Origin of the sequence: Pseudoalteromonas sp. SG45-2 (assembly GCF_014164115.1) — a bacterium.
Classification (GTDB): domain Bacteria; phylum Pseudomonadota; class Gammaproteobacteria; order Enterobacterales; family Alteromonadaceae; genus Pseudoalteromonas; species Pseudoalteromonas distincta.
The window spans coordinates 15,650-32,211 of record NZ_JACJEO010000031.1; the positions used below are offsets into that span (position 1 = coordinate 15,650).

Consider the following 16,562-nt stretch of genomic DNA (forward strand, 5'->3'; position numbering starts at 1 on the left):
ATAAAAAAGCCCTGTTAATTCAGGGCTTTTGCATTTTATGAGAACGCTATCGATTAATCTAATTTAAAACGATTAACTACGCTCGAAAGACCTTCGCTACTTTGTTTGAGATTATCACTGGCATCGGTAAGCTGCTTAGTATTATTTAATGATTGCTCAGTTGATTGAGATAGCTCATTTATACGCAAATTAACCTCGTCGGCAGCTTGCGTTTGTTGTTCTGTGGCACGTGCTATTTGGCTGTTCATTTCGGTAATAATTGAAACAAGTCGTTCTATTTCATTAAGTGAAGTATTGGCTGATGACGCCTGCTCTACGGTAGAAACTGAAAGTGCTTGGCTTGATTTAACTGCTTCTACTGCTGCTTTTGCACCTTCTTGTAGTTTAGTGATCATGGTTTGAATTTCGTCAGTACTTTGCCCTGTACGACTGGCCAGTGTTCTTACTTCATCTGCAACAACAGCAAATCCTCGACCATGCTCTCCTGCGCGAGCAGCCTCAATGGCAGCGTTTAATGCCAGTAAGTTTGTCTGCTCCGATATACTTCTTATTACATCAAGCACAGAGCCTATATTATGGCTCTCGTTGGCTAAATCTTCTGTTACACGGCTTACTGTTTCAATGTTGCTTGAGAGCGTTTCTATTGCTGTAATTGTTTGCGCAACCACATTTTTACCCGTTGATGCGTTTTGTGCTGCATCCTTAGCTGCTTGCTCTGCTGCTTCAGCGTTACGGCTCACATCGTGTATTTGGTGAGTCATTTGCTCCATGGCAGCTGCAACTTGGGTTGAACTATCGTTTTGAAGCTCAATAAATGAGTGGCTTGTTCTACTTGAGTCGTCAACTGTATGCGCATGTTCGCTTACATCGTTTGCACTTTGTGCTACATGAACAAGTGACTCGCGCATTTTTAGAGCAAATAAATTAAATGAACGTGATAGTTCAGATATTTCATCATTACCGGATTCATTTAATTTACGAGTTAAATCGCCTTCGCCTTGTGAAATATCTTTCATCATATCGGCCGCTAAGCGAGTTGGTATTAAAATACTCTTACCTATAAAGTAACTAAGTAAAATAACAGCAATAATCATAATTATTGCACTGATGACTATAAGGTTACGTTGCTCGCTAAATGCTTCGTCAATTGAATCAAGGTAAACACCCGAGCCAATAATCCACTGCCATTGATTAAAACCTTTAACAAATGCGATTTTTTCAACCGGTTTATCTTTACCTGGTTTTGGCCATTTATAAGGGATAAATCCCTCGCCAGAGCGTTTAACTATATTTACCATATCAACAAACAATGCTTTGCCGTCAGGGTCCTTGTTATTAGTTAAATCTTTTCCATCAAGCGCAGGTTTTATAGGGTGCATAACCATTGTTGGCTGGTAATTGTTAATCCAAAAGTAATTGGTTTTGTCGTAGCGCAGTGCTTTTATTGCATTAAGTGCTTGTGATTGAGCTTGTTGTTGAGTGAGAGTGTTATCTTGTTCAAGCGCATAATAGTGCTCGATTATACTGTACGCCGTTTCTACTACATTTTGTGTTTTTATGTATTGCTCGTCTTTTAGCGAACTATATTGATGAGTTAGGCTCGATATACTAAGTATTATTAGTCCAAATACAACGATGGCTATTAACAGTGAAAAACGCTGGGATATACTAAAACTTCGTAGATTAGGCATACATTTATCCTCAAAAAGTGTGCGCTTTAGCGCATAGAATAAGCGTAGCTAAAAAAAGAGTTTAATCTAGGCTTAACGCCTATTAATGCAAAAAAAAGGCTGATTTATCAATCAGCCTTTAGTCTGTTATTACTTTACTTGCTTATTTAACGTCAAAATGGCGATTAAAGAAGTTTGTAATTGTTTGATGTAAGTGTGTTTGCACTTGTTTACCACGTAGGCTGTGCTTAGATCCTGGGTAGGTCATCATTTCAAACTGTTTTTCGTTATCTTGCAGTTGTTTAAATAACTTAGTTGAATGCGTAAACAATACGTTGTCATCAGCCATTCCATGGTAAATCATTAATGGGCCTTTTAAGCCATCAGCATATGGAAATACTGCGCTGTCCTCATAGCCTTTAGCATTTGTATCAGGGTGACCTAAATAACGCTCTGTGTAATGTGTATCGTATAGAGCCCAATCGGTTACTGGAGCACCTGATACGCCGGCTTGAAAGTAATCGCCTGCTTTAAACATAGTCATAAGTGCCATGTAGCCGCCGTAGCTGTGGCCATAAACACCGATGCGTTGTGGATCAACGTAATCAAGTGTACGTAAAAACTCTACGCCTTTAATTTGATCGGCAACTTCAACCACACCTAAATGTTTATAAATAGCATCTTCAAACTTTTTACCACGGTTGTACGAACCACGGTTATCCAGTTGAAAAATTACGTAACCTTGTTGCGCCATGTACTGAAAGTACAAGTTTTTACTGCGCCAGCTATTCGTCACTCGTTGAGCATGCGGGCCGCCGTATACGTTAACAATAACAGGGTGCTTTTTGCCATCAGTAATGTTGCTAGGCTTAAATAAACGGTAATGCATAACTTGGCCATCTTCGGCTTTAATTGTGCCGTATTCTGGTTTTGTTAAGTCGCTTAAATAAGGGGTAAGCGGATGGTTACTATCAAGCTTATTTTCTTCAAGCCAGGTAATAAATTCACCGTTTACTTTACGAAGCGCTGCTGAGTTTGGTTTATTATCAGACGAGCTATTATCGATAAAGGTTTTATTGTCTTTTGCTAGCACAACATTGTGGTACTGACCTTTTTCGGTAATACGTTTAGAATCGCCTTTTTTAAATAAAGGCGCGCTGTATAAATGGCTTTCAAGCGGTGTATCTTTTCGACCGGCAAAATACACAATGCCTTTTTTCTCATCAATACCTTTTAAGCTATCAACAGCCCAGTCACCTGAGGTAATCTGGCGAACAAGTTGACCGTTTGTGCGATACAGATATAAATGTTTAAAGCCGTCGCGCTCAGATGCCCATACAAAGTGTTTTTTGTCATTTAAAAACTCAAGATCAAAATGTAGGTTTATCCACGTTTCGCTGTTTTCGGTCAGCGCTACTTTTTGGGCTTTAGTTTCGCTGTTATAAAAACGCAGTTCTAATTTATGTTGCGAGCGATTTTGCCATTGGTACGACAGTGTATTGCTGTCTTTTAGCCATTTAGCGCGTGCAATGTAAATGTCTTCATCTTTACCTAAATCAATCCAATCTACTTTTTGGTCGTTTAGCTTAACCACACCAAGTTGAATTTTAACGTTATCGGTACCTGTAAACGGGTAGCGCTGGTTAAATAATTTTACTTCGTCAGCGTAAATTTCGTTACGGATAGCTTCTTTTACAGGGGTTTCGTCAACGCGGGTATAGGCAATTTTAGTTTCATCACCTGACCACCAGTAACCTGTCATACGGCTCATTTCTTCTTGAGCAACAAATTCGGCCATGCCGTTTTTAATTACGCCGCCGCCATCTTTACTAAGCTGAATCTCTTTACCTGATTCAAGCTCTAAAGCATAAAGGTTTTGCTCTCGAATAAACGATACGTAGTTACCTTTAGGTGAAAAGCGTGCATCGGTTTCAAATGCTTCAGTGTCGGTTAGTTTTTTACTTTTAGCTGAGGCTAAATCGTAATAGTAAAGGTCACCATTGAGTGGGAATAAAAGTGCTTTGCCATCTTTAGACCATTTGTATTCAAGTATGCCTTTACCAAAAATACGTTGGCGTTCGCGGCGTGCTTTTTCTTCATCTGATAGGTTTTCTGGGCCTGAAAATAACTTTGCTGAATCAACTAGCACACGGTTGGTGTTATCTTTTAGATTGTATTCCCATAAATCGTAGCGGTTGTAGTCATCGCTTTTGCCTTGTAGGTAAGTTACACGGCTGCCGTCAGGCGAAAATTTAAGTTGTACAGGTGATTTACCAGAAAGGCTCGGATCGTCAAAAATTCGCTCCAGCGATAAAGGTTTTGCTTGAACACTAATAGCGCCAACCATTAACGGTATAGCTAGTGAGAGGTGTTTTATTTTTTTTAGCACAAGGTTGCCTTAGCTTATTATAAATATTGCTTTGATGGTAAAGCCAAGCGTGTGCAACTGCAACTAAATGCTATAAAGTGGCGATTATCAAAGACAAAGTAGGACATAGCAATGACTCACCCTGAATTTAAACTAGCGCCAGAACTTAAACGCGACTGTATAGAACTTGCCGATTGGCCGTTGTGTAAAGTACTTTTATTGAACGACAGCTTGTATCCGTGGTTTGTATTAGTGCCTAGGCAGGCTAACTTAAAAGAGATAATTGATTTATCTGAGGATGATCAAATTGTTTATTTAAAAGAGTCAGCCAAGCTAAGTAAATTATTAATGGATGTATTTAAACCTGATAAATTAAACATAGCGGCTTTAGGTAATATGGTGCCGCAGTTGCATATTCATCATATTGCGCGTTTTACGAGTGATGCTGCATGGCCTGCGCCAATATGGGGTAAACACCCAGCAGTGCATTATACAGATCTACAAATCACAGAGCTAAAAAAAGCGCTGCAGTTATAAGCTGCAACGCTTTTTTAGGGTTTAACTAAGTTTAACTAAACTTATTTAAGCCCTAGTATTTCCTTACCTTGCTTAAATGTTACATCTACAGGGATATTAGCTTTACTTAGTTTTTCTAAGTCTTTAGCAAGTTCTTCTTTAATGTCGCCATGCGTTGCAATTAGTTGATCTACTTTTTCATAATCGCCATCACCTTGCAGAGTTAAAATTAAGCGAGAAAGCTTGGCCATTGCAATGCTCATTTTTTCCATATTAACGCGGTATAAGCCTTCTTCATTTTTAGAAAAAGCACCTTCTTGAGCAAAAAAGTTAAAGCGGATCATATTTGCTTTACCATGCGCGCTTGATGCTCCAAAACGAACTGAGCGGAATATACCTGCCATGAAGGTGGTGTAATAATCTTCAATAGTGCCTTCAGTAATTTCGCCTTTTTTAAGTAACTGTTCAATCATGTATAGACCTAAAATATCGGCTTTACCTTCTTCAAGTGCACTCGCGTGTTCTTGTAGTGATTGACGAACAGTACCTTTACCAGTAATTGTATTTTTAATACCTAAACCATGCGCTACTTCATGGAACATCGTATTGGCAAAAAATGCGTCAAAAGTAATGTGTTTACGCTGCTCTGGTACAATTAACTGCTCTGAAATTGGCACTAAAATTTTATCAAATTTAGCACGCATTGCGTTTTTAAGTTGCAGACGACGAGTTCCTTTTTCTAGCTGTACTTGCTCATCGTTTGGTAAGTTAATTGCTATTGTTTTACTACCTGCGTTTGAATGCCCAGCGTAGTAAACAACATCATATGCATTTAGGTCGGCGTCAGAGCCTGGTACTTCTTGTTTGTACTTAGCATCTACAGGTAAGCCTTTTTGAAGCTCAGGTAAAAATGCTGCAAATTTAGCTAAGCGTTCGCTCCATTTTAAATCTTTAATAAGTACGTAAGATTCATAAGCTGCGCGGTAACCAAATAATTGATCTTCATAAGTTTCAATTGGACCAATAACCACATCTACTGGGTTATTTTTCATATCCATCCAAGCAAAGTCAGATACTTGGAAGTCATCTTTTTGTAGAGCATCGGCACGCAAGTTTAGATAGTTAGCAAATTCTTTATCGTCAGCAAGTTTGCTTGCTTCACGTAAAATATCAGCGGCTTTTGCAAGCTCATCAGCGTATTCTTTTGAATAAGGCACGCTGTAAAGCTTACCTTGCTCATCACGCTTAATTACAGAATAAAGCCCTGTTTTGTCTTCAACGTCTGCATTGTTTAACTCTTCTTTGGTTATATCAGCAGGGTAAAACTGTGCGCCAAGAGGTTTTTCTTTATAGCTGGATAAAAATGCTTCATCACCATTTAAACGATCCCATGGACCATAGTTAATATCAGCAAATTTACGTACTTTTTCATCGTTTAGTTTTGCTAAAAAAGCATCTTTATTTTCACCAAATGCTTGCTTCCAAAATAACTCATCCATTATTTTTGAAGCGTCAATAAGCTTTGCAACCATTGCTCGTTGATTATCGCTTAAGTGCGATAAATCACTTTGTAAGCTAAAGTCGGTGTAAATATCTAAACGTTGTTTATCTGCATTAATAAGCTTAGGGCCTGACTGTGCACTGCTTTTTTGAGCAAGCTCTACGGCTGTGTTGTCGGTAGAAGACGGCGCTTGTTCAGAACATGCGCTAAGAAAAACGACACCAGAGAGCATAATTGCTTGGCTAATTTTATTTAAGATCATTATATTGCCTGTTAAAAAGTAAGTTTAATAATTTGTACTGCTTTAGTTAAAATATTAAGTATGTACAAACGCTTCCTTATTGTGAGTGCATTAAAGCAAAACTAAATGGTAAATAGCAAGTATTTGGCGTTGTAAGGCAAGCATGAGCGGTAAAGCATTATAAATAAAAATAAACTTCTATAATTTTCTTAACTTTATCGGTAAGTTAGACAATACTAATTATATTACTAATACGAAAATTAACTGCCTGAGTTTGCAGTTACTTTACAGGCTGAACACAAAAGGATGGCAGCTTTATGTCTACAGAAAACGCTTTATTAACGATTCTAGTCGATAGAATAAATAACGATACGTTGGTTTTACCAACGCTACCTGAAGTAGCGATTAAGGTTCGCCAAGCTGCAGATAACCCAGATGTGAATTTAATCCAAATGTCAGATGTAATCTCACAAGATCCAGCGCTTTCAGCTCGTATGATAAAAGTAGCTAATAGTGCGATTATGGGACGTTCTGTAAAAGTATCTAATTTACAACAAGCAGTGACTCGTATTGGATTACGTCAAATTAAAAACATTGCTACAGCTATGGCTATGGAACAATTATTTGTATCAAATAATGAGCTAATTAAAGGCTACATGGGTAAGGCATGGCAAAAAACATTAACCGTTGCTAGCCATTCAATATCACTTATGGAGTTTTATTTAAAAAATAGTAAGCACACGTCACTTAACCGCGATTCTATTACACTCGCCGCACTTGTTTATAATATTGGTGTATTACCAATTTTAACTGAAGCTGAGCGCCACCCAGAGGTATTTGCTAATCCAAGCTTTTTGGCTCATGCAATTCAAAAGCTTAGCGGAAAGGTTGGCTCATCTATTATGCAAGCGTGGGAATTCCCTAAAGAGTTTGTTGATGTAGCTCAGAGCTGGGCTGACCCAAGTTACAAACCTGAAAAAGTAAGTTACGTGGATTTTATTCGAGTAGGGGCTATTTTAGAGGGCACGTTACAGGTTTCTGATAAGTCTGCAGCGCTGCAAACGTATATAGACAAAGGCGTTATACCGTCTATGCAATTATTCACAAGTGATGAGTACAACGACATGCTAAAAGATGTGAAAAACATGTTTAGCTAAAAGTGCCTTCCTACACAACCAAAAAGGGTTAACTTGCGTTAACCCTTTTTTAGTTTTATTTTTCGGTGGTATTTTCTGTCTTAGTTTTTTCGTATCGCTTTATTCCTGCTACCCATGTTTGCAGTACGTTTGTTTTGTAGATCTCCTCAAGAGGCACTTTAAAGTAGTCTTTATCAATTAAAATAAAGTCGGCCCATTTACCTTTTTCTAAACTACCTACCTTAAATTCTTGATGAGCTGCATAGGCGCCGCCAAGAGTAAATGCACGTAATGCATCTTCGCGGCTTAGTACTTCACTTGCACGCCAGCCGTTTTCCGGTAGTTTGTTATGATCCATGCGTGTAATGGCTGAATACAAACCATCAAATGGATTTGCAAGCTCTACAGGGTAATCAGAGCCCGCTGCAACAACCGAACCTTGCTGTAAAAATGTTTGCCACGCGTAGGCGCCGCTTAGTTGTTTTTCAGTTAAACGCTGCTCTGCCATATGCATATCAGAAGTGGCATGTACCGGCTGCATTGAAGGGATTATTTTTAACGCTTTAAAGCGAGGGATATCATCAGGGGTTACAATTTGGGCGTGCTCTATTCGGTTTCGCAGTAATATACCGCCCGTTTTTTTAAACACATTTTGATAGGCATCAAGTACTACTTTATTTGCTTTGTCGCCAATGGCGTGAGTATTTGCGCTAAAGCCGCTTTTAAAGCTTTGTGTAAAGAGTGCTTCGAGTTTCTCTTGTGTTTCAAGCATTAAACCATGGTGACCAGGTCTGTCTGCATATTCTTCAATAAGTGCTGCACCACGAGAGCCCAGTGCGCCATCGGCGTAAACTTTAACACTGCGAATTTCCATAAAGTCATTTTTGTCGTGGTACCGGCCTGCCTTTAACATTGTGTCTAAATCAGGGCTTGCACCACTTAACATTGCCACAATACGCAGTGGTAAATTACCAAGGTCGCCGCGCTCTTTGTAAACCTCCCATGTGGTTTTATCAATACCTGCATCGTGAGTAGAGGTAATGCCTAAACTTAATAAATGTTTACCAGCTGCATCTAGTGAGTCACTTATATCTTGTTTTGAAGGGGCTGGCATATGCTGTGTAATTAGCGATTCTGCTTTGTCTACAAAAATACCCGTAGGATTGCCAAATTCGTCTTTAATTATCTCACCGCCTTCAGGTGCTTTTGTTTGGGCGGTAATACCTGCAAGTTCGAGCGCTTTTGAATTAACCCAAATGGCATGGCTATCAACTCGAGAAAGCACCACAGGTCGATCGTTAACTACTTTGTCTAAATCTTTAGCCGTAGGAAAGCGTGTATCAGGCCATAGCTCTTGGTTCCAACCTCGCCCTATAATCCAACCTTGTTTGTTATCGGCAAATACTTTTAGTTTATTCGTTACTTCATCAACCGATTTTGCACCGCGTACATCAAGTTGCGATAAATTATCGCCAAGGCCAATAACGTGCCCATGAGCATCAATTAAGCCTGGTAATAAGGTATTACCGTGCGCGTCAATTAGCTTGGCATCTGGGTAGCTATCTTTAAGTGTATCGCTACCTAGTTTTACTACCTTGCCATTTTTAATAACGAGGGTAGTAAACTGCTGTACTTCACCTTGATATAAAGGGGTATAACCGTTGGCATTATAAATTACTTTTGTTTGAGCAAGAGTGTAACTAGAACTAGCGCAAAGGCTGGCTAGTATGAGTGGTTTGATTATTTTTTTGAGCGACATAAGGCATTATTTTTTATTGTTAGTGCGTTAACACTAGCAAACCCAACTTTATAATACCAATATGTGAGACAAATTATGATGAAGAAAAAAGCAGTAAAGCTAGAACATAAAATATCTAGCTTTTGAAAGGGTTTATTTACTAGCGTATAAACTGTATTCACTTAGCGTTAGCTTGCCGTCTTTGTCTTGATCGTAGCTTGAAAACCGAGACCACAAAGCGGGGTCTACAGCGGTTTCTGAACGTGTTAAAAAACCATCCTGGTTTCTATCAAGTTTTTCAAATTGCTCTGCAACATTGTTGCTTGCAGCAAAGCCTAATGTGCTAAAAATACTAAACGCAAAAAGCGCTATATAGCTTGTTTTTTTCATGAAAAATACTCAGTAGAGGTTATTGGTAAGGTAATTTTTAAATTCGATTAACGAAATTTGGTTATCTTGGTTTTTGTCCCATTTTACAAATGTGTTTAATAGCTGTGGTTGGGGATCAAGTTCGTCATGCGTTAAATAGCCACTTTTGTCGCTATCGAGGTGATCAAAGCGTTGCTTTACATCAAGTGCAGCGGCATCAAAGCTTAATAGCATTAAGATGCTTATAGTAAGGGGAAGTATCTTCATGGTGTTCCTTCCAAAAGATGTATTTAAAGTTTGTGGCTAAAATAAAGTGAAAAGGAAAAAGCACTTGCCGTAATTTAACTCCCAACATTAAATCCTTTTACACACTCCCTCAGGGATTATGGCAAATGCTTTTAATTCCAGTTTACCTATAACAAGCTTAAGTAAAGCTTAATCAGTAATTACTCATTAAGGTTTAAAGCTTTCAAATTCTTTTTTTGAGACCTTTTCATCACCGTCTTCATCTAAGTCGGCAAATTGTCTCATTACTTCCTTATCTTCCTTTGCTTCTGCAATTGAAATTTGTCCGTCCATGTCTTTATCTAAGTGGGCAAAACGCACATTTGTTGGCGATGCAATTACGGTGGCACTAATTGCTAAAAACATTAATGAAAAAGCGGCTATAAGTTGTTTCATAATCACGTTCCTTATTAAATGAGTTTATTGAATAAATTTTTTGAATTCATCTAGCGACAATTGCCCATCTTGATTAGTATCAATTTGAGAAAAATTCTCGTGTAACACAGCATCTTCACCTGCTTCGGCTTCACTTAATGTGCCGTTACTGTCTTTATCAAGTTCGTTAAAAGTCGCGTGAACGTCCATTGCGTGTGCATTAGCGCCTAAAAAGCCTAAAGCCAGTAATGATGAAATTACTAAAATGCGTTTGTTCATAATTATTTCCTTATTGATTAAAGTTATTACTCCTATTACAAAAATGGTGCCAATAATAATTGTTGTTATTTTTCAATTGGTTATTGTTTTAGCTTTAAGCCAGTGAGAAGTTTTTACTGGGTTTATTGTAATTTTTGTGCGCCTTTTGCAACACTATTTAATGGGGTTAAAAGGGAGTTTATTAAAATCAACGAGTTACGTTGTCTCTATTTGGCGACACATTGTTTTGTAGTGCTGGCTGTTAATCGTATTAAATATAATTGCTGGTTCAGCTAGTGTATAAGGTAAGCACTTAATAATAGAACGCTTAACTTAAAAGGACTAAACGAAATGCCAGCAACCATAGCTAAAAAATACCAAGCAATGCTTAACTGGCGGCCTAATTTAATTGGGCAATTTGCAATGAGTATGCTGCTTTCGTTACTGCCGCTTTCTATAGTGGTGATCGTATTTTTAAATGCGCTTAATAAGCAATTAGCGGTTACTCAAAGTATTGTGAGTAACAACTACCAAGTTACCAAATCGTTTAACACTTTAAAGCAAGAACTCAACAGTCTTGAACGCGCCACTAGGCAAAACTGGGTATTAAAAAGTGAATCGCTTGATAAGCTCATTGTCGATAAATGGCAATCATCCCTACAAAGCATTGATGAACTCAAATTTGTAAACACGAATAAAGAGTATATCCACCAATGGCAACGCTTATATACCACCTTACAAACCGCGCATGTAAAACTCGTTGAGCAAAAACAGCAACAAGCTGAGCTATTTGTGCCAGTGAGCGATTTAATTGCTGAACTTACTTTATGGTTACGTGATAAAAACGAAGCGCAAATTACCAATAACCAAAATGAGCTTACAAGCCTGCAAGCTTCATTTATAAACTGGCTGGTGGCACTTATTCCACTGACTTTAATTGTTGGGGGAGGCTTTTTATGGCGTATAAGTGGGCGACTAAAAGGGTTAACTACGGTTATTGATAAGCTTGGGCAGGGGCATTGGCAGCAAAAAATATCTGTGAAAGGTTCAGCTGAGCTTGTTGAGCTAGGAGAAAAGCTCCAATGGGTACAAGAACAGCTTCATATGCTTGAGCAGCAAAAAGATACTTTTTTACGCCATGTAACTCATGAGCTAAAAACGCCGCTTGCTTCAATGGTTGAAGGCACTGACTTATTAACTGATGAAATAGTAGGCCCAATTACCGCTGAGCAAAAAGCAGTGCTTGAGCTTATTAGCCAATCTATGGTGCGCCTTCGCACAATGATTGACAGTTTGCTGAGTTATAATGCGATTCGCACCAGTAAAGACAGCTTAAGCGAAGTTGAATTTAGTCTTCTTATTAATAAAATTAATAGCCATTTTGAGCATCGCTTAACTGCGCGTGAGCAAGCTCTGCAGTGGCAAAATACTTTACCTAACAAACCGCTTGCTTTACCTAGTGAGCTTATTGAGATGATTTTAATTCAGCTTATTTCAAATGGCTTAAAATTTTCAGAGGATAAGCAAAGCGTTACTATTAATTTAGCGCTTGAGCAAAACCAGCTTTGTATCGTTGTACTTGATAAAGGGTGCGGTATTAAAGAGCAAGAAAAAACTCAAATTTTCAGCGCATTTTATCAAGGTAAACACAGTAAAAATGTTACGCTGCAAGGCAGTGGACTGGGTTTAACTATTGTAAAAGAGTCTGTTGAACAGCTGAGAGGTACACTTAGTGTTGAGCATAACGAGCCACATGGTTGCCGGTTTTCAATTAAAATTCCCATAACAAAAAATCTAGGAGTTAATTAACATGCGCTTGCGTTTAATCGCTATTTTATGTGTGCTCAGTAGCAGCATGGTTATATCAGGTTGTGAAATTAATAATGGGCAAGAAGAGCGTGTGTCAATTACACCTGCACCTGTGGTCGATACAAAAAAAACGACCGACAAAAACAGTAATCCTAGTCCAAAACCTAGACCAAAAATTGAACCAAGCTATCCTCCTGCAGAGCAAGTTATTGCATGGCACGCTAATCAGTGTGGTGGATTTAAATTGATACCTAGCAAAGATGTTTTTACAGGCGAAAACGAGCTTAAACGCTTTTTTAAGTTCATGTGCTTAAACATAAATGATGATCCAAATACGGTAATGACTAAGTTGCTAAAGCTCGATCTTGCTTACTTTTGGCCTGATGACATAAAGCAATATTTATGGCTTCAAAAGCAGCAAGTAACTATGCAAATAAATGCTAAAAAAGAGCAACAAGCACTTAATAATAAAATGCAAGAAACCCTCTCATCGTTAGCAACGATTGAGCAGCAACTTTTACTACGAGAAGAAACGAAGGAGCAGTAACGATGGCCGCAACTAAAGTACAAGGTGCAAAAGTATTACTCGTAGACGACGACGCTAGCTTATTAAAACTGCTCGCTATTCGTATCGAATCAAAAGGATACGAAGTGACAACCTGCGAAAGCGGCTTAACCGCACTACAAATACTTAAAAGCCAAGTGTTTGATGCCGTAATAACCGACTTACGCATGGATGAAATGGATGGTATGGCACTGCATCGTCAGCTGCAAAGCCGCTACCCTGCATTACCTGTTATTATGATGACAGCGCACGGCTCAATTCCTGATGCAGTAGAGGCAACTAAACAGGGCATTTTTGCATTCATAACTAAACCAGTGGATAAAGATGAGCTATTTGACAGCCTTGCTAAAGCGATAGAAATTCATGGTGTTAACGCCGATGAAGCTGCACCTAAAAGTAATATAGTTACGCGCAGTGGTGCAATGCTGCACTTGTTAGAGCAAGTAAAACTACTTGGGCCAACGCAAGTTAATGTACTTATTTCGGGGGCTAGTGGTACTGGTAAAGAATTACTCGCACAGGCGATTCATCAGCATAGCCATGTAAGCGGTGGCCCTTTTGTTGCAATTAACTGCGGCGCTGTACCTGGGGAGCTTTTAGAGTCCGAATTATTTGGTCATAAAAAAGGCTCGTTTACGGGTGCAATTAAAGATCACCAAGGTTTGTTTCAACAAGCACAGGGTGGCACGTTATTTTTAGACGAAATTGGCGATATGCCGCTTAACTTACAGGTTAAGTTACTGCGCGTATTACAAGAAAAAACAATTCGCCCAGTAGGTTTTCAAGAAGAGATAGCAATTGATGTACGCATAGTGTCGGCAACACATAAAAATCTTCCTGAAGCTATTTTAAACCAGCAATTTAGAGAAGATTTATACTATCGCTTAAACGTAGTTAATTTAAAATTACCGCCACTGTGTGAGCGCCGCGAAGATATAAGCTTATTAGCACAGCACTTTAGTGCAAGCATTGCTAAGCGCATGAACCAAACTGAAAAACACTTTGCAAGCGATGCTATGCATGTGCTTGTACGTTACGACTGGCCAGGTAATATCCGCCAATTACAAAACGTAGTAGAACAGGTTGTAGCATTAACGCCAAGCGATGTTATTTCAGAGCACTTAGTGTTAGCTGCGCTAAATAGTAATGAAAAAAACGTAGAACCATTATCACTAAACGACGCTAAAAAAGAGTTTGAGCGCGACTATGTAATTAACACTTTAAAAATGGCTGGTGGTAACGTAGCTGAAGGCGCTAAGCTTGCCAAACGTAACCGTTCAGACTTTTATAAGTTGATTAAAAAACATAATATTGATGTAGATAATTTATAAAGAGAAGCAAATGCAGTTATTTATGGTGTATTTAGGTGGTCGAATTCAGGGTTGCCACATTGAAATGCACGATATTCGCTTTGTAGTAGGGGAGAATATAGAGCAAACCTACTCAAAGTTAAAAAGCCAATGGGTAGGCGACAGAAGTAGTGTTCACATGGATAGCTACATGGCAATTAATCATATTGATGGCTTTAAAGTAGAAGTTGTTGATAGCTATGTAGAGCAAAATAAACAACTTTATTTTGTAAATTTAGGCGCTTACAGAAGTGATTCCATGGCTGAGCAACATGACTTTGCACTGTATGTTGCAAGCAGTAGCCATGAAGCTAAAGAGCGCGCTAAAAACGATTTGCTCGCAGGGCTTAGTCATATTCATAAAGATGATTTACATGATGTGGACGATTGCTTTGCCATTGATTTACTCGACAGCCAGCTAAACATTAAGCTCACGCCCAGCGGTATATCGCAGCCGATAAAGCCAGACTGGTTTGGCTATCACATACTTTAAATTATAATAAGTAGCTAAAACAGAGTAGGATTAAGAGTCCTGCTCGTTTTGCTCATCTTTTTCGCTTTTAGCCGCCATTTTAAACGCCACAATAACCAACCCAAACATAGCAAACGGCAGTGCTGCCAACATGTATTCAACCACATTACTGTCTTGAAAATTTGCTTGTAGTAAAAAGTGACCCGCCACACACATTAAAATAACCACTAATAAAATGGGTAGTAATATGAGTTCTTTTTTTGATGAATGGTTTTTCATTAATTGTGAGGCTATAGCTAAAAATAATGCGCCATTGTAATGAGCTTACTTAAGCTTGGCAAATACCGCAGAATTTTTTAATTAATGATATGATTAGCGTCAAACAATTGGGCAAGTGTTATTGGGAATAAAGTGAAAAGTAACTTAAAACAAGTTTACCTCGTTGGTGGTGCAGTGCGCGACAAACTGCTAAATATAAAATCAAAAGATAACGACTATGTAGTGATTGGGGAAACACCAAAAACGATGGAATCGCTTGGTTTTGTGCCAATAGGTAGTGACTTTCCGGTTTACTTACACCCAAAAACAAAAGAAGAATACGCACTGGGGCGCACAGAGCGTAAAAGTGGCAAAGGCTATACAGGCTTTGTGGTTGATGCCAGCCCAACCGTTACGCTAGAAGAAGATTTAGCAAGGCGTGATTTGACCATTAATTCAATGGCGCTTGATGAACACGGTAATATTATTGACCCGTTTAATGGCCAAACTGACTTACAAAATAAAACACTGCGCCACACCACTGAGGCATTTGTAGAAGACCCTGTTCGAGTACTGCGTATTGCCCGTTTTTTAGCGCGCTATGGCAGCGATTGGCGTATTCACCCAAGTACCTATGCATTAATGCGCGAGCTTAAAAATAAAGGTGAGCTAAATCATTTAGTACCTGAGCGCGTGTGGCTTGAAACTGAAAAAGCACTGGGTGAAAAGCACCCTGAGCTTTATTTTGAAGCACTGCAAGGTTTAGGTATTTTTCCAGAACTTGAGCGCATGGTTAATGTACCGCAACCGGCAAACCATCATCCTGAAGGGGATGTATTTGTGCATACTATGTTGGTACTTAGGCGTGCAGCCGATTTGAATTTTAACTTAGAAGCACGCTTTGCTGCACTTACCCATGATTTTGGAAAAGCGCTGAGTTTTAAAAAGTATGGAAACCTACGAGGGCACGAACGCGAAGGTGTTGCAGTTATTGAGGCGTTTTGTGAGCGCTTAAAAGTGCCAAACCGTTTTCGCGATGTTGGTGTACTCACCAGTGATAATCACACCCTTTGCCACACGATTGATCAGTTAAGGCCGCAAACCATTCACAAGCTAATAGTGACTAACCTAAATGCGTTGGTACACCCAGAACGTTTTATAGCATTTACCCAAGCATGCCAATGCGATGCACAAGGGCGTGGTGAAACACTGGTCGATAAGCCATACCCGCAAGCAACTAAACTGCGAGCAATTCATACTGAACTGCAAAAAATGGATAAGAAACAAGTAGTGCAAGATGCACTTAAAAATGGCAAAAAAGGCCCTGAAATAGGCGAAGAAGTAAAACTTGCAGAAATAAACTGCATTAAAGCATTTTTAGAACATGAGAAGTCCCAAGCGTAATAAAATTAGACTAAGTAGTGCGATACACCTTGGTTTTTAGTCGCGTCGTGCTTTCTTAGCTCTTTGTAATTGGTGTTTTTTGGTTTTACCTCTTCAGACTTGGGCTTTTTAGAGGGCCTGTATAAGTCAAAAATAAAGTCTAGTTCTTCACGCTCTAGTGATGGTTTCATGAGTATTCCTTCAATTTAATACTTTAATATGATGTAGGGTATGGTCATTCGACTGAATAAAAAGTGAATAGTTACATT

17 protein-coding genes are annotated in these 16,562 nt (G+C 38.9%); 7 read left to right on the top strand and 10 right to left on the bottom strand.

Annotated features, from left to right (window positions below; genetic code table 11):
* Positions 1-53: 53 nt before the first annotated feature.
* Together H5116_RS18315 and H5116_RS18320 are read right to left on the bottom strand one after the other, a co-directional pair.
* The gene (locus H5116_RS18315) at positions 54-1,691 is read right to left on the bottom strand and encodes a methyl-accepting chemotaxis protein (protein WP_154903475.1); all 1,638 of its coding nucleotides are present in this window, start codon (positions 1,689-1,691) and stop codon (positions 54-56) included.
* A gap of 142 nt (positions 1,692-1,833) precedes the next feature.
* Entirely contained in the window at positions 1,834-4,059 is a 2,226-nt protein-coding gene (locus H5116_RS18320) for a S9 family peptidase (protein ID WP_182716789.1), read from the bottom strand.
* Between the two features lie 111 nt (positions 4,060-4,170).
* On the opposite strand from H5116_RS18320, the gene H5116_RS18325 reads away from it, so the two are divergent.
* Entirely contained in the window at positions 4,171-4,575 is a 405-nt protein-coding gene (locus tag H5116_RS18325) for an HIT domain-containing protein (protein WP_182716790.1), read from the top strand.
* A 41-nt stretch (positions 4,576-4,616) separates the two neighbouring features.
* Here the strand turns inward: H5116_RS18325 and H5116_RS18330 are convergent, their stop codons facing one another.
* Complete coding sequence (locus H5116_RS18330; protein ID WP_182711485.1) at positions 4,617-6,317, bottom strand: dipeptidyl-peptidase 3 family protein; 1,701 nt, start codon at positions 6,315-6,317, stop codon at positions 4,617-4,619.
* A gap of 296 nt (positions 6,318-6,613) precedes the next feature.
* Here H5116_RS18330 and H5116_RS18335 point away from each other — a divergent pair, with 296 nt between their 5' ends.
* Positions 6,614-7,453, top strand: a complete 840-nt coding sequence (locus H5116_RS18335) for an HDOD domain-containing protein (RefSeq protein ID WP_039485043.1) — start codon at positions 6,614-6,616, stop codon at positions 7,451-7,453.
* Positions 7,454-7,508: 55 nt separating this feature from the next.
* Here the strand turns inward: H5116_RS18335 and H5116_RS18340 are convergent, their stop codons facing one another.
* The 5 genes from H5116_RS18340 to H5116_RS18360 all read right to left on the bottom strand — a co-directional run bounded on the left by H5116_RS18340 (position 7,509) and on the right by H5116_RS18360 (position 10,478).
* Complete coding sequence (locus H5116_RS18340; protein WP_182716791.1) at positions 7,509-9,191, bottom strand: amidohydrolase; 1,683 nt, start codon at positions 9,189-9,191, stop codon at positions 7,509-7,511.
* A 132-nt stretch (positions 9,192-9,323) separates the two neighbouring features.
* On the bottom strand, positions 9,324-9,560 hold the full coding sequence (locus H5116_RS18345; protein ID WP_002961647.1) for a calcium-binding protein: 237 nt from the start codon (positions 9,558-9,560) through the stop codon (positions 9,324-9,326).
* A 9-nt stretch (positions 9,561-9,569) separates the two neighbouring features.
* On the bottom strand, positions 9,570-9,806 hold the full coding sequence (locus tag H5116_RS18350; RefSeq protein WP_182694203.1) for an EF-hand domain-containing protein: 237 nt from the start codon (positions 9,804-9,806) through the stop codon (positions 9,570-9,572).
* A 186-nt stretch (positions 9,807-9,992) separates the two neighbouring features.
* Positions 9,993-10,220: a hypothetical protein gene (locus H5116_RS18355; RefSeq protein ID WP_024597597.1), complete on the bottom strand. Its 228-nt coding sequence runs from the start codon at positions 10,218-10,220 to the stop codon at positions 9,993-9,995.
* Between the two features lie 24 nt (positions 10,221-10,244).
* Positions 10,245-10,478, bottom strand: coding sequence for an EF-hand domain-containing protein (locus tag H5116_RS18360; RefSeq protein ID WP_002961641.1), 234 nt, complete (start codon positions 10,476-10,478; stop codon positions 10,245-10,247).
* A gap of 330 nt (positions 10,479-10,808) precedes the next feature.
* On the opposite strand from H5116_RS18360, the gene H5116_RS18365 reads away from it, so the two are divergent.
* Genes H5116_RS18365 through H5116_RS18380 form a run of 4 tightly spaced genes read left to right on the top strand, consistent with a single transcriptional unit; the run spans position 10,809 to position 14,673 of the window.
* Entirely contained in the window at positions 10,809-12,266 is a 1,458-nt protein-coding gene (locus H5116_RS18365; RefSeq protein ID WP_182716792.1) for a sensor histidine kinase KdpD, read from the top strand.
* Position 12,267: 1 nt separating this feature from the next.
* Complete coding sequence (locus tag H5116_RS18370; RefSeq protein WP_024597599.1) at positions 12,268-12,813, top strand: hypothetical protein; 546 nt, start codon at positions 12,268-12,270, stop codon at positions 12,811-12,813.
* Between the two features lie 2 nt (positions 12,814-12,815).
* Positions 12,816-14,162, top strand: coding sequence for a sigma 54-interacting transcriptional regulator (locus H5116_RS18375; protein WP_182716793.1), 1,347 nt, complete (start codon positions 12,816-12,818; stop codon positions 14,160-14,162).
* 10 nt (positions 14,163-14,172) lie between these two features.
* Entirely contained in the window at positions 14,173-14,673 is a 501-nt protein-coding gene (locus H5116_RS18380) for a DUF1543 domain-containing protein (protein WP_002961636.1), read from the top strand.
* Between the two features lie 30 nt (positions 14,674-14,703).
* On the opposite strand, the gene H5116_RS18385 is transcribed toward H5116_RS18380, so the two are convergent.
* A complete protein-coding gene (locus H5116_RS18385) occupies positions 14,704-14,931 on the bottom strand; it encodes a hypothetical protein (protein ID WP_182196206.1) in 228 nt (75 codons plus the stop codon).
* A 132-nt stretch (positions 14,932-15,063) separates the two neighbouring features.
* Between H5116_RS18385 and H5116_RS18390 the strand changes: the two genes are divergently transcribed.
* Positions 15,064-16,314, top strand: a complete 1,251-nt coding sequence (locus H5116_RS18390) for a multifunctional CCA addition/repair protein (protein WP_182716794.1) — start codon at positions 15,064-15,066, stop codon at positions 16,312-16,314.
* A gap of 5 nt (positions 16,315-16,319) precedes the next feature.
* Here the strand turns inward: H5116_RS18390 and H5116_RS18395 are convergent, their stop codons facing one another.
* A complete protein-coding gene (locus H5116_RS18395) occupies positions 16,320-16,484 on the bottom strand; it encodes a hypothetical protein (RefSeq protein WP_182196201.1) in 165 nt (54 codons plus the stop codon).
* Between the last annotated feature and the right edge of the window lie 78 nt (positions 16,485-16,562).